At 72.5% G+C, this 13009-nt stretch carries 12 protein-coding genes and 1 pseudogene; 10 read left to right on the top strand and 3 right to left on the bottom strand.

Annotated elements, in window-relative coordinates:
- Positions 1 to 122 precede the first annotated feature (122 nt).
- Genes OG505_RS27560 through OG505_RS27540 form a run of 5 tightly spaced genes read left to right on the top strand, consistent with a single transcriptional unit; the run spans position 123 to position 6096 of the window.
- Entirely contained in the window at positions 123 to 800 is a 678-nt protein-coding gene (locus OG505_RS27560; protein WP_405428906.1) for a response regulator transcription factor, read from the top strand.
- Positions 797 to 1873 (top strand): cell wall metabolism sensor histidine kinase WalK, encoded by a 1077-nt coding sequence (locus OG505_RS27555; RefSeq protein WP_007453683.1) that lies wholly within the window; start codon positions 797 to 799, stop codon positions 1871 to 1873. The genes OG505_RS27560 and OG505_RS27555 overlap by 4 nt, the downstream gene beginning before the upstream one ends.
- Positions 1870 to 3996, top strand: a complete 2127-nt coding sequence (locus OG505_RS27550; protein WP_405428904.1) for a DUF4153 domain-containing protein — start codon at positions 1870 to 1872, stop codon at positions 3994 to 3996. Before OG505_RS27555 ends, OG505_RS27550 begins: the two co-directional genes overlap by 4 nt.
- A gap of 44 nt (positions 3997 to 4040) precedes the next feature.
- Positions 4041 to 4454: a hypothetical protein gene (locus OG505_RS27545; RefSeq protein WP_007453686.1), complete on the top strand. Its 414-nt coding sequence runs from the start codon at positions 4041 to 4043 to the stop codon at positions 4452 to 4454.
- Position 4455: 1 nt separating this feature from the next.
- On the top strand, positions 4456 to 6096 hold the full coding sequence (locus OG505_RS27540; RefSeq protein ID WP_405428902.1) for a cation acetate symporter: 1641 nt from the start codon (positions 4456 to 4458) through the stop codon (positions 6094 to 6096).
- A 96-nt stretch (positions 6097 to 6192) separates the two neighbouring features.
- Here OG505_RS27540 and OG505_RS27535 read toward each other — a convergent pair whose 3' ends face one another.
- Both OG505_RS27535 and OG505_RS27530 read right to left on the bottom strand, forming a co-directional pair.
- A complete protein-coding gene (locus OG505_RS27535; protein ID WP_405428900.1) occupies positions 6193 to 6546 on the bottom strand; it encodes a hypothetical protein in 354 nt (117 codons plus the stop codon).
- Positions 6543 to 7004: a hypothetical protein gene (locus tag OG505_RS27530; protein ID WP_405434750.1), complete on the bottom strand. Its 462-nt coding sequence runs from the start codon at positions 7002 to 7004 to the stop codon at positions 6543 to 6545. The genes OG505_RS27535 and OG505_RS27530 overlap by 4 nt, the downstream gene beginning before the upstream one ends.
- A gap of 122 nt (positions 7005 to 7126) precedes the next feature.
- Here OG505_RS27530 and OG505_RS27525 point away from each other — a divergent pair, with 122 nt between their 5' ends.
- Both OG505_RS27525 and OG505_RS27520 read left to right on the top strand, forming a co-directional pair.
- Entirely contained in the window at positions 7127 to 7891 is a 765-nt protein-coding gene (locus tag OG505_RS27525) for an ABC transporter ATP-binding protein (RefSeq protein WP_266247300.1), read from the top strand.
- Positions 7876 to 9579 (top strand): ABC transporter permease, encoded by a 1704-nt coding sequence (locus tag OG505_RS27520; protein ID WP_405428898.1) that lies wholly within the window; start codon positions 7876 to 7878, stop codon positions 9577 to 9579. The genes OG505_RS27525 and OG505_RS27520 overlap by 16 nt, the downstream gene beginning before the upstream one ends.
- On the opposite strand, the gene OG505_RS27515 is transcribed toward OG505_RS27520, so the two are convergent.
- Entirely contained in the window at positions 9576 to 9953 is a 378-nt protein-coding gene (locus OG505_RS27515; RefSeq protein ID WP_405428897.1) for a DUF397 domain-containing protein, read from the bottom strand. The two genes, OG505_RS27520 and OG505_RS27515, sit on opposite strands and share 4 nt — an antisense overlap.
- 134 nt (positions 9954 to 10087) lie before the next feature.
- Between OG505_RS27515 and OG505_RS27510 the strand changes: the two are divergent.
- The 3 genes and pseudogenes from OG505_RS27510 (at position 10088) to OG505_RS27500 (ending at position 12995) form a co-directional block, all read left to right on the top strand.
- Positions 10088 to 10784, top strand: a pseudogene (locus tag OG505_RS27510) (flavin reductase family protein).
- Positions 10785 to 10960: 176 nt separating this feature from the next.
- Positions 10961 to 11326, top strand: coding sequence for a DUF485 domain-containing protein (locus tag OG505_RS27505; protein ID WP_405428895.1), 366 nt, complete (start codon positions 10961 to 10963; stop codon positions 11324 to 11326).
- Positions 11304 to 12995, top strand: coding sequence for a cation acetate symporter (locus OG505_RS27500; RefSeq protein WP_405428894.1), 1692 nt, complete (start codon positions 11304 to 11306; stop codon positions 12993 to 12995). The genes OG505_RS27505 and OG505_RS27500 overlap by 23 nt, the downstream gene beginning before the upstream one ends.
- The last annotated feature ends 14 nt before the right edge of the window (positions 12996 to 13009 follow it).

Genomic DNA, 13009 nt, shown 5'->3' with positions numbered 1-13009 from the left:
TCGGGGTTCGCTGAGGCCAACCGCAGCGGACCCCGGGTTATCCACAGGGGTGAACCGTTCTCCACAGGTTATTCACAATGCCACCCACTGATCTCCACGGTGGCTCCCTACAGTCAGACCCCATGAAGGAACGCCGCGTCCTGGTCGTCGAGGACGAACGCACCATCGCCGAGTCGGTCGCCGCCCGACTCCGCGCCGAGGGTTTCGCCGTGGAGATCGCCGCGGACGGCCCCAGCGCGGTCGAGCGGTTCCGGACCGGGCAACCGGACCTCGTCGTCCTCGACGTGATGCTGCCCGGCTTCGACGGCCTGGAGGTGTGCCGGCGGATCCAGGCCGTCCGGCCGGTGCCGGTGCTGATGCTCACGGCCCGCGACGACGAGACCGATCTGCTGGTCGGGCTCGCGGTCGGCGCGGACGACTACCTCACCAAGCCGTTCTCGATGCGGGAACTGGCCGCCCGCGTACACGTGCTGCTGCGCCGGATGGAACGGGCCGCGACTCCCGCCCCGCCCGCAATCCGCCTCGGCGACATCGAGATCAACGAGGCCGAGCGGCGGGTTCGCCGCTCCGGCGAGGACGTGCACCTCACTCCGACCGAGTTCGACCTCCTGATTCACCTCGCCGGGCGGCCCCGCACGGTGCTGCCCCGGGAGCGGCTGCTCGCCGACGTCTGGGGCTGGGCCGAGGGCACCGGCACCCGAACCGTGGACAGCCACGTCAAGGCCTTGCGGCGCAAGCTCGGCGCCGATCTCATCCGGACCGTGCACGGCGTCGGGTACGCCCTGGAGGTGCCCGCGTGACCAACCACCGACTGGTGGACTGGCTGGATCGGGTGCTGCCCCGCCCGCTGGACCCGGTCCGCTCGATCAAGATGAAGCTCGGCGTCCTGCTGGTCGCCTCCTGGGCCGTGGCCATCGGCTACTTCTGGTACGGCATCGGTTGGCTCCCGCCGGGCACCTCGATCACCGTCATCTGCATCGCGCTCGTCACCTCGCAGGTGCTCGCCCACGGGATGACCTCGCCGCTGCGCGAGATGACGGCGGCCGCCGGGGCGATGGCCCGCGGTGACTACACCCGTCGGGTGCGCGCCACCTCCCGCGACGAGGTGGGTGAGCTGGCCCAGGCGTTCAACAAGATGGCCGAGGACCTGCACGCCGCGGATCAGCGCCGACGCGAGCTGATCGCCAACGTCTCCCACGAGCTGCGGACGCCGATCACCGCGCTGCAGGGCGTACTGGAGAACATGGTGGACGGGGTGGCCGAGCCGGAGCCTGCGGCCCTGCGCGCGGCGCTGTCCCAGACCGAACGGCTCGGGCATCTCGTCGCCGACCTGCTCGACCTGTCCCGTCTCGACGCCGGGGTGGTGCCACTGCGCCGGGTCCGCATCGACGTCGCGGACTTCCTGGACGAGGCGGTGGAACATGCCACCGCCAGCGCCGCCGGGGCGGGGCTCGACGTGGACTTCCAGCTCCGCGACCTGGCGGCGCCGCTGACGGTACGCGCGGACCCGTGGCGGCTGCACCAGGTGTTCGCGAACCTGCTGGACAACGCGGCGCGGCACAGCCCACCCGGCGGCACCGTGCGGGTGAGCGCCGAGGAACACGCCGGCCAACTCCACTTCGAGGTGAGCGACGAGGGGCAGGGCATCCCGACGGCCGAGCGTTCCCGTGTGTTCGAGCGGTTCACGCGCGGCGACCGGGCGGCCGGCGGCGGGACCGGCCTGGGCCTGGCCATCGCCCGCTGGGTCGTCGAACTGCACGGCGGCCAGATCGGGGTCCTCGACCCGGTCGGCGCCGCCGGGAACTCCCAGCCCGGTTGCCGCATCCGGGTCACCATCCCGAGCAACGGGCCACACCGAGAAGAGGCCGCATGACCAGCCCCGGCAGCATGTCCGCACCGGCGACGGGACCGACCGGTCCGGCGACCGGACCGGTCGGACCGCAGCCCACCCCGCCCGGCCAGACCGGTCAACCCACTCCACCCGGCCAGCCCGGTCAGTCCACCCCGCCCGGTCAGCCCGTCCAGGCCGGTCAGCCCCGGTCCGGTCCCGGCCCGACGCCCCCGCCGGTGGCCGGCCGGCCGCACCCCTGGCCGCCGCAGCCGTGGCCGTCCCAGTCCGTTCCACCTCGGCCACCGTCACTGCTCGCGCAGCGCTGGCCGGGACCGACCGGCACCGCCCGTCCGCTGCTCCTGGGCGTGTTGACGGCGGCGGCGGTCGTCGGCGCCTCGGCGCTGACGGTTGTCCGTCCCGGACTGGGCTGGCTGGTCGCCGCCCTCGCGGCCACCGCCGCGCTCGCCACCGCCGGTTTCGTCCGGTCCGGCACGCCGTCCCCGGCGCAGGTCACCGAACGGGCCGCGCCCACCGCTCCGGGGTCACCGCCGGCACCAGGCTCATCGCCGGCACCGTCGCTGGCCAGCTCCGGGCCGACGTCCGCCGCCACGCCATCCGCGACGGAGAAAGCAACTCTCGCGCCGGCCACGACCGCCGTGCCGCAAGCGTCGCCTCCGGCCGCCGCGCCTGCCGCTCCCTCAGGGCCCGACACCACCGTGACGCCCGCCACGGCACCACCGCCGGCCGCCACCAGCGCCGCACAGCCGCCGACGGCCACGCCGGCCCAGCCGGCCGCAACGGCTGCGCCGACCCCGACCGCTCCGCCGATCCCGACCGCTGCGGCGGCATCGTCCGCGGCCGCGACCACCGTCCGTCCCGGTGCCACGGGGGCACCGGGGCGGGCGGCGCAGGTCGCCTGGACCGCCGCGACGGTCGCGCTGGTCGCCGTCGGTACGGTCCGGGCCGCCGGCTGGCTCTTCGTGCTCTGCCTGCTCGCCGCCGCGGTCACCGCGACGCTCGCGGTGACCGGTGGCCGGACCCCGTTCGGGATGCTGCTGGCCGCGACGCTGCCGCCGGCCGCGACGGTCCGCGCGCTCCCCTGGGCGGTACGCGGGCTGCACCGCACCCGCTCGTCCGGGCCTGGGATCGGGCGGATCGTGACCAGCCTGGCGATCTCGGTCGGTCTGCTGACGCTGTTCGGCCTGCTGTTCTCCTCCGCCGACGCGGTCTTCGCCGATCTGCTGGCGGGCCTCCTGCCGGACATCTCGCCGGGCAGCGTGGTCGGCTGGTTGGTACGCCTCGGGCTGATCGGCCTGGGCCTGCTCGGCGGCGCGTACCTGGTCAACCGGCCGCCCGACCTGGACAGTCTGCGGGCGAAGCCGGGCCGGCCGGTGCACCGGCTGGAATGGGCCCTGCCGCTGGTGCTGCTCGACGCCCTGTTCGCCGCCTTCGTACTGGTGCAGTTGACCGTGTTCTTCGGCGGCGCGGGGCACGTGTTGCGCACGGCCGGCCTCACCTACGCCGAGTATGCCCGGGGCGGGTTCTGGCAACTGCTCGCCGTCACCGCGCTCACCCTGCTGGTGATCGCCGTCGCGGCCCGCCGGGCACCGAAGGCCACCCGTGGCGACCGGCTGCTCGTCCGGGTGCTGCTCGGTGTGCTCACGGCGCTCAGCCTGGTCGTCGTCGCCTCGTCGCTCTACCGCATGCAGGTCTACGCCGACGCGTACGGCGCCACCCGGCTGCGGCTCTTCGTGGCGACCGTCGAGCTGTCGCTCGGAGTGCTCTTCGTCCTGGTCGGCGTGGCCGTGGCGCGGCTGCGGGCCGACTGGCTGCCTCGACTGGTGATCGGCACCGCGGTGCTGGCGCTGCTGGGGTTGGCCCTGGTCAACCCGGACCGACTGATCGCCGACCGGAACGTCGACCGGTACCTCGAAACCGGTCGCGTCGACCTCACCTACCTCTCCGGGCTGTCGGCCGACGCCGTACCGGCCCTGGCCCGGCTGCCCGAGCCGATGCGCACGTGCGCGCTTCGGGAGATCGCCTTCGAGTTGCCCGACGACGGGTTCTGGGCGACGAACCTCGGCCGGGAACGGGCCCGGTCCGTCCTGGACGCGACCCAGGTGACCAGCAGCACGACGAACTGTGCCGTTCAGGTGCGCTGGTGAGCGCGAACGCTTGACAATCGCGCTGGGCGGGCAAGACTGCCGGGGTGGCCGAGCAACTGTCTGACGTGGGGTCGGGCGCTGCGGTACCGCCGCCCCGGCGCGCCCGGATCGTGCTGGCCGACATCACCCGGCGGGACACCCGCTCCGAGCGGACCCGCGCCGAGCTGGCCCAGCAGACCCAGGTCGGCGAGGCGCTGGTCCGCGGTCTGGTCCGGGCGCAGCTCGCGCTGGCGTTGCGGCTGTCGCTGGTGGTCGTCATCGGGCTGGGCGGGCTGCCCTGGCTGTTCGCCATCGCACCGTCGCTCGGCCGGACCACCGTGGCCGGCGTCAATCTGCCCTGGCTGCTGCTCGGGTTGGTGTCGTTCCCGTTCCTGATCGCGGTGGGCTGGGCGTACGTGCGGCTGGCCGAACGCAACGAGCAGGACTTCACCGACCTGGTGCAGCGGCCGGAGCGCTGACGTGGGCAACGACTACGTGGTTCCGGCCATCGTCGCGGTCACCCTGGTCACCGTGGGGATCGGCTTCTACGGGCTGCGGCTGGCGCGGACCACGTCCGACTTCCTGGTCGCGTCCCGGGCGATCAGCCCGACCTGGAACGCCGCCGCCATCGGCGGGGAGTACCTGTCGGCCGCGAGCTTCCTCGGCGTCGCCGGCCTGGTCCTCAAGTACGGCGTGGATGTCCTCTGGTATCCGGTCGGGTTCGCCGCCGGCTACCTGGCCCTGCTGCTGTTCGTGGCCGCGCCGCTGCGCCGCTCCGGCGCGTTCACGCTGCCCGACTTCTGCGAGCTGCGGCTGGGGTCCCGTCGCCTGCGCATCCTCGCCACCGCCTTCGTGATCTTCATCGGTTGGCTGTACCTGGTGCCGCAGTTGCAGGGCGCCGGGCTCACCCTGGCCACGGTGGCCGGCTCCCCGTACCCCGTGGGCGCCCTTCTGGTGGCCGCCGTGGTCATCGCGAACGTGGCGCTCGGCGGGATGCGGGCGATCACCTTCGTGCAGGCGTTCCAGTACTGGCTCAAGTTGACAGCTCTCGCCGTACCGGTGATCTTCCTGGCGTTGCAGTGGCAGGCCGACGGCCGCCCGGCGGTGACGCCGCCCGACGGGCCGACGTTCCGGGCCGCGACCACCGTCGTGGTCGAGCACCGCGCGACCCTCACCATGGCCGACGGCGACATCCGAGAGGTACGCCCCGGCGACGAGCTGTCCTTCGCCGCCGGTGACCCGGTGCCGGAGGTGTCCGGGGTGGCCACCGACGCGGGGGACTGGTTGCTGCCCAGCGCGGCCGGCGACGACGACCGGGGCCTGTTCGGGACGTACTCCCTGATCCTGGCCACGTTCCTCGGCACGATGGGCCTGCCGCATGTGCTGGTCCGTTTCTACACCAACCCCGACGGCGCGGCGGCGCGGCGGACGACGCTGGTGGTCCTGGCGCTGGTCGGTGCCTTCTACCTGCTGCCCACCCTGTACGGGGTGCTGGGCCGGATCTACACCCCGCACCTGCTCATCAGCGGGCAGACCGACGCGGTGGTGGTGTTGCTGCCCGGCGCGGCCCTCGGTGACGGGCTGGTCGGGCGGCTGCTCGCCGCGCTGGTCGCGGCGGGAGCGTTCGCGGCTTTCCTCTCCACCTCGTCGGGGCTGCTGACCAGCGTCGCCGGGGTGATCTCGACGGACGTGCTCGGCCGGGGCTCGGTGCGCGGCTTCCGCCTGGCGACCATCATCGCCGGGGGTGTGCCAACGGCGCTGGCCCTGCACATCTCCGGGTTGGACGTGTCCCAGGTGGTCGGGTTGGCCTTCGCGGTCGCCGCGTCGAGCTTCTGCCCGCTGCTGGTGCTCGGCATCTGGTGGCGAGGGCTGACCGACCTGGGCGCCGCCGCCGGTGTGCTGGCCGGCGGCGGGGCGGCGATCGGGGCGGTGCTGGTCACGGTGCTCGGCCCGCCGCTGTCGGGCTGGCCCGCCACGCTCACCGAGCAGCCGGCTGCCTGGACGGTGCCGCTGGCGTTCACCGTGATGGTCGCGGTGTCCATGGCGACCCGTCGACGGGCGCCGGCCGACGTCGCCGCCACCATGCTGCGCCTGCACACCCCCGAGGCGCTGCGCCTCTAGAGCACCGCACCGGGCGGTGATCCACTCCAGGTCGGCGATGTGGGGGCACCCGCTCGTCTGTATAGCCCCACTCCGGCGATGCGGCGAGGGCCATGCTCAGTCGGTCGCCCTGGGGTGACCCGTGCCAGCGTGTTTGACCCAGCAGGTACGGGTGTCATGGTCGGGCAGGTACCAGATGCGGCCACCGGCAGTGACCCCGTACTGCCACTGCGGCAGTGTCTTCCCGTGGTGGCTGGCAGTGGCGAGAGAGCCCTTCAGGGGGTGATGCCGGCTGGTCGGCGGGGAGGGGCAGGGGTCGGATTCGATGGCGTCGAAGGCGGCGCGGGTGTTGGCCGCGGCCTGGCGACACAATTCCTCCCAGCCCTTGGCCGCGTCGTTCGTGGCGAACCGCAGGACGTATCCACCGGTGCGAGGTGGTGGCGCTGCCCGGTCGCCTCGCTTGGCGCTCACTCTGCCGCCGGGCGGGGCACCGCCCCGAAGTCGCCGGAACTGGGAGCGGCCAAAACCCGGTGCAGGTCGGAGTCCACGTGGATCTCGGCGGTGTGCCGCCACTCGGCGAGCAACTGGGACACGGCGGCGGTATTTCCCACCGCTGCGGCGGCCTCCGCCGTCTCGACGAATTCGTTGGCCATCCGCTCGCGGTCTTCGGGTGGCAGGAACCGCACCCATGGCAACACGGTCGGCAGCGCCTCACGCACCAGGGTCGGATCCCGGCGCACGACGCTGGCGAGCAGCCGGGCGGTCAGGTCCACCACCTCACCCTCGGCCGCCGCCCGATCGGCGGACATCAGCACCAGATCAGCGGCGTCGCGGCGGCGCAGCCGCACCGCACGAGCGCGGGACAACCGCTCGGCCGTCTCGGCCGGCTGCCGCAGCAGCTCCGAGAACGGCACGGATTCCAAGGGCATTGACACGACATCAACACTACTTCAGAAGTTGAGAGAAGGCTACGAACTACGCCTCGGGGATGATCGCGGGTCCGTCGGCCGCCGGAGGACGGAACTGGCGGTCGGCGGATAACGTTCGCTCCATGACTGGTGAGCACCCCGCGCTCGCGCTGCGTGGCCTGGCGAAGCGGTTCGACGGCACGATCGCGGTGGCGGGCGTCGACCTGGACGTACCGGCCGGCTCCTTCTACGGCCTGCTCGGCCCGAACGGCGCCGGCAAGACCACCACGCTGTCGATGGCGGTCGGGCTGTTGCGGCCGGACGCCGGTTCGGCGTGGGTGCTCGGCCAGGACGTGTGGCGCGATCCGGTCGCGGCCAAGCGGCTACTCGGCGTGATGCCCGACGGGGTGCGCCTGTTCGACCGGCTGACCGGTGCGGAGCTGCTGGCGTACCACGGACTGTTGCGGGGGATGGACCCGGCGGTGGTCGACCAGCGGGCCGCGGAGCTGCTCGACGTGCTGGCGCTCGGCGACGCCGGCCGGACGCTGGTGGTGGACTACTCGGCGGGCATGAAGAAGAAGATCGGCCTGGCGTGCGCGCTGCTGCACGGCCCCCGGGTGCTGGTGCTGGACGAGCCGTTCGAGGCGGTCGACCCGGTGTCGGCGGCGCTGATCCGCGACATCCTCACCCGGTACGCGGCCGGCGGTGGCACGGTGATCTTCTCCAGTCATGTGATGGAGGTCGTCGAGCGGCTGTGCTCACACGTGGCGATCCTCGCCCAAGGGGCCATCAAGCGGGTCGGCACGATCGCGGACGTCCGCGGCGGCCGGTCGCTGGAGCAGGTCTTCGTCGAGGTGGTCGGCGGGCGCACCGCGACCGGTGACGAGCTGTCATGGCTCTCCCGGTGAACGTCGCCGCCGCGCCCGCCGGACCGGCGCGGACGGTCTCCGCCCGGCACTTCGTGCGCCTCAAGCTGCGGGTGATGGGCAACAACTTCCGGGGTCAGGGCTGGCGGATCGCGCTGTTCATCGGTGGCGCGCTGGTCGGGCTGTGGTTCGCGGCCAGCGGCTTCTTCCTCTTCGCCGCGCCGGGCCTGGCCAACAACGGCAGGTACGCGGTGCTGGTCGCGGCCGCCGGCGGTGGCCTCCTGGTGCTCGGTTGGCTGCTGCTGCCCCTGGTCTTCTTCGGCGTGGACGAGACACTGGACCCGGCCCGGTTCGCGCTGCTGCCGCTTCCGCGCCGCACGCTGGTGACCGGCCTGTTCGCCGCCGCGCTGGTCAGCGTGCCGGTGCTGGCGATGTCGGTCGCCGTGCTGGGGCTGGTGCTGACCGCCTGGACGTTGGGCGGCTGGTCCGCCGGTCTGGTGGCCGTGGTTGGCGTACTCGCCGGGTTGCTGCTCTGCGTGGCCGCCAGCCGGGCGGTGACCAGCGCATTCGCCAGTATGCTGCGGTCCCGCCGGGTGCGGGACCTGGCGGCCGTGCTGCTGGCGGTGGCCGCCGCGCTGCTCGGGCCGTTGCAGGTCTTCGGCCTGGCGGCGCTGCGCGAGACGGACTGGACCCGGCTGACCGGCGCCGCGACGGTGCTCGGGTGGACGCCGTTCGGGGCCCCGTGGACCGCCGGCATCGACGTGGCGCAGGGACGGGTGTGGGCCGCCCCGCTCAAGCTGCTGATCACGGTGGTGGCGATCCTCGCCCTGCTGGCCTGGTGGTCCCGCTCGCTGGAGTCGGCGATGGTGGGCACGGCGAGCGCCGGCAAGGCCCCCGCGCGGCGCGGCGTCACCGGTGGGGCGGTCGCCCAACTGTTTCCCCGGGCCGCGGGCTGGGCCCGACGGGACCGGTTCGGCGCGCTGGTCGCCCGGGAGGCCCGTTACTGGTGGCGGGACGCCCGTCGCCGGGCCAACCTGATCACGATCGCGGTGATCGGCATCTTCGTACCCGTGTTGATCAACGTCACGGGTGGGGACTTCGCGGTCGAGGACGGCGCGGGGTTCACGGCGGCTGCCGGCGACAGCTCACCGGTCGTGGTCACCATCTCGATGCTCTTCGTCGGCGTACTCGCCTCGGTCACCCTGGCCAACCAGTTCGGCTTCGACGGCAGCGCGTACGCGGCGAACGTCGTGGCCGGCGTGCCCGGTCGGGTCGAGCTGCGCGCGCGGATGACCGCATTCTCGCTGTACGTCCTGCCGATGCTGGCGGTCGTCGCGGTGGTGCTGTCGGCGCTCCTTGCTCGGCCGGGTTGGATCGGGCTGATGCTGGGCAGCCTGGCCGCCACCTACGGCGCGGGACTGGCGGTGAACAGTTTCGTCTCGGTGCTCGCGGCGTATTCGCTGCCGGAGACGAGCAACCCGTTCGCGATGAACAGTGGGGCGGGCGTGGCGAAGGGCCTGCTCACCCTGCTGTCCATGATCACCACGGCGGTCGTCGCGGTGCCGATGGTGGTGGCCGCCGCACTGCTCGGCGACGCCTGGCTCTGGCTGGCCCTCCCGGTCGGCGCGGCGTACGGGCTCGGCGCGGCGCTGCTGGGCGCGTACCTGGCCGGTGACGTGCTGGACCGCCGTCAGCCGGAACTGCTGGCCACGGTCACCCCGCGTCGTTAACCGGCGTTCCGGCCGACGCCCTGGGCGGTCAGAGCGGCCTGGACGGTCAGAGCGGCCTGGGCGACGAAGTCACGCCACGCGGCCGGAGCGAAGGTGAGCGTCGGACCGGAGCGATCCTTGCTGTCCGTCCGGGGTCGCTCATGGTCGGGTTCGTCCTCGCGGGGATTGGGGCGCGGTGGTCGTACCGGAGGAGGAAGGCCGTGGTGCCGACGACCGTGCCGGACGGGCCACCGGCGTGGGTGAGGTGGCCGGCGGTGGCCGTGTCGCGACCGGGCCGAGCCGGCGCGAACCCCGGCGACGACCGGGCGGGCGGGCGGCGGCCGGACCCGCGCGGGCCGGGACGCGGCGTGTCGCGTCCGGAAGCCGGCCAGCACAGCGAGCGATATGACTCAGAGGTATAAATATGACTCGGAGTCATACCCCTCATCAGCGCATCGCCCTCCGGCGGGACCACGCGAAGGCCGGCCGGCGGCGCCGGGGAGCGCTGGTGAGCCGGCCGCACGTGCCGATGCGGCCACTGTGGCGGTGTCGGGGCTGCGGCGCGCACTGGCCGTGCCAGCCGGCGCGGCTGGCGCTGCTCGGCGACTACCGGCACGACCGCACCGCGCTGCTGGTCTACCTGGGCACCCTGATGGTGGAGACGGGGTTGGGCGCGGGGCCGGGGCGGCACAATGTTTCACGTGAATCATGAGCCGGGTGCCGAGATCCACCACACCGACCCGTTCGCGGTGCCGACCGGGCAGCGATCGCCGGTCCGCCGACTGCGGGGCCGGCTCGCCGCGCCGGTGACCCTCTGGACGGCGCCCGGTCCGGCGGGCCTGACCGTCTCGTCCACCCTGGTCGCCGAGGGGGAGCCGGATCGGCTGCTCGGGTTGATCGACGCGGAGTCCGACCTCTGGGCCGCTGTCGAGGAGTCGGGCCGGTTCGCGGTCGCGCCGCTCGGGCCGGCGCACCGCCAGCTCGCCGACCGGTTCGCCGGCCTCTTTCCCGCCCCGGGTGGGCTGTTCGCCACCGGCACGTGGACCGACACGCCGTACGGACCGGTGCCGGCCGACGCCGGCGGCTGGGTGGGCTGCCGCCTGGACACCGCCCGGGAGTACGGCTGGGGTCTGCTGGTGGAGGCCACCATCGACGTGGTCGACCTGGCCGAGGAGGCCACGCCACTGCTGCACTACCGGGGGCGCTACCACGAGCTGCCGGGCTGACCTGGGCGGCCCGCGAACCAACCGGTCACCGGAGTGACCTGGGTCACTCGGCGCAGCCAGCCAACCGCTCGGCGCACTCGGCGACCGGTGTCGATCTCGGCCTTCCCCGTTGGGGAGCGTGCTCTCTACGGTGCGCGGAAACTACCCCCGACGCCTGTGAAGGTGGTGATCCACAGATGTCCACGGACACACCCGCGCCGACCGCTTCCGAGCCGGACAAGTATCTGGCCGTGCAACGGTCGGACGAGTTCGCCGGGCTGCGGCGCGCGCTGCGCGGCTTCGTCTTCCCGATGACCGTCGCGTTCTTCCTGTGGTACGCGCTCTACGTCATTCTCTGCGCCTACGCCCGGGACTTCATGGGCACGAGGCTGTTCGGCAGCAACATCAATGTCGCGCTGGTCTTCGGCCTGCTCCAGTTCGTCTCCACGTTCGTGATCGCCTGGCTCTACTCCCGGTACGCGGACCGGAAGATCGACCCGGTCGCCGACCGGATCCGTGCCGAGATCGGGGAGGTGACCCATGAGAACGGTCCACGCGGCTGACCTGATCCTCGCGGCCGAGGCCCCCAACCACACGGCCCGCAACCTGACGATCACGCTGTTCCTGGTCTTCGTGGCGGTGACCCTGGGCATCACCATCTGGGCCAGCCGGCAGACCAAGACCGCGACCGACTTCTACGCGGGCGGTCGTTCCTTCTCCGGTTTCCAGAACGGCATGGCGATCGGCGGCGACTACATGTCCGCCGCCTCGTTCCTCGGCATCGCCGGCCTCATCGCCCTCTACGGCTACGACGGCTTCCTCTACTCGATCGGCTTCCTGGTCGCGTGGCTGGTGGCGCTCCTGCTGGTCGCGGAACTGCTGCGCAACTCCGGCCGGTACACGATGGCCGACGTGCTGGCCTTCCGGATGCGGCAGCGCCCGGTGCGGACGGCGGCGGCGGTCTCCACCATCACGGTGTCGATCTTCTACCTGCTGGCCCAGATGGTGGGCGCCGGCGCGCTGGTGGCGCTGCTGCTCGGCATCAAGCCGGGAACGACCTTCCTCGGCATGGACGCGGCCACCGCCAAGGTCGCGACCATCATCATGGTCGGCGCCCTGATGATCATCTACGTGACCGTGGGTGGCATGAAGGGCACCACGTACGTGCAGATCGTCAAGGCGTTCCTGCTGATGACCGGCGCGCTGCTGATGACCGTGCTGGTGCTGGCCAAGTACCACTTCAACCTGTCGGAGCTGCTCGGCGCCGCCGCCGCGTCCTCCGGCAAGGGCGACCGCCTCCTGGAACCGGGCCTGCGCTACGGCGTGGAGGTCGCCGGGAACGCGACGCAGACGTTCTACAACAAGATGGACCTGCTCTCGCTCGGCATCGCCCTGGTGCTCGGCACGGCCGGTCTGCCGCACATCCTGATCCGCTTCTACACCGTGCCGACCGCCAAGGCGGCCCGCAAGAGCGTGCTCTGGGCCATCGGCATCATCGGCACCTTCTACCTGCTCACCCTGGCCCTCGGCTTCGGCGCGGCGGCAATGGTGGGTGGCGAGGCGATCACCGCGCAGGACAAGGCCGGCAACACGGCCGCACCACAGTTGGCCGAGGCGCTCGGCCTGGAGTTCTTCGGCGGCGACCTGGGCGGAGCGGCCCTGCTGGCGATCATCGCGGCGGTCGCCTTCGCCACCATCCTGGCGGTGGTCGCCGGGTTGACCCTGGCCTCCTCGTCCAGCCTGGCGCACGACTTCTACGCGAACGTCCTGAGAAAGGGTGAGACGTCGGAGCGCCAGGAGGTACGGGTCGCCCGGATCTCCGCCCTGGTGATCGGCGCGATCTCCATCCTCCTGTCGATCTACGCGCAGAACCTCAACGTGGCGTTCCTCGTGGCTCTGGCCTTCGCGGTCGCCGCCTCGGGCAACCTGCCGGCGATCCTCTACAGCCTGTTCTGGCGGCGGTTCAACACCTCCGGCGCGGTCTGGGCGATCTACGGCGGCCTGCTCTCGGCCGTGGTGCTGGTGTTCTTCTCACCGGTGGTCTCGGGCGCGGCGACGTCGATGTTCCCGGACCACGACTGGCAGTGGTTCCCGCTGTCCAACCCGGGCATCCTGTCCATCCCGTTCGGCTTCCTGTGCGGGTGGATCGGCACCCTGGTCTCGAAGGAGCACGACGAGGACAAGTACGCGGAGCTGGAGGTCCGCGCCCTCACCGGCGCCGGCGCCCACTGACCGCGACACCTTGT

Origin of the sequence: Micromonospora sp. NBC_00617, from assembly GCF_045161355.1 — a bacterium.
Taxonomy (GTDB): domain Bacteria; phylum Actinomycetota; class Actinomycetes; order Mycobacteriales; family Micromonosporaceae; genus Micromonospora.
The sequence above is the reverse complement of the archived record's forward strand: the minus strand, read 5'-3'. Positions and strand labels throughout refer to the sequence as shown.

Bases quoted from the DNA above. Each gene is read 5' to 3' on its own strand.
- OG505_RS27530 (WP_405434750.1), bottom strand. From the start codon at position 7,004: ATGCCCTTGGAATCCGTGCCGTTCTCGGAGCTGCTGCGGCAGCCGGCC.
- OG505_RS27505 (WP_405428895.1), top strand. From the start codon at position 10,961: ATGTCCACGGACACACCCGCGCCGACCGCTTCCGAGCCGGACAAGTAT.
- OG505_RS27560 (WP_405428906.1), top strand. From the start codon at position 123: ATGAAGGAACGCCGCGTCCTGGTCGTCGAGGACGAACGCACCATCGCC.
- OG505_RS27525 (WP_266247300.1), top strand. From the start codon at position 7,127: ATGACTGGTGAGCACCCCGCGCTCGCGCTGCGTGGCCTGGCGAAGCGG.
- OG505_RS27520 (WP_405428898.1), top strand. From the start codon at position 7,876: ATGGCTCTCCCGGTGAACGTCGCCGCCGCGCCCGCCGGACCGGCGCGG.
- OG505_RS27550 (WP_405428904.1), top strand. From the start codon at position 1,870: ATGACCAGCCCCGGCAGCATGTCCGCACCGGCGACGGGACCGACCGGT.
- OG505_RS27500 (WP_405428894.1), top strand. From the start codon at position 11,304: ATGAGAACGGTCCACGCGGCTGACCTGATCCTCGCGGCCGAGGCCCCC.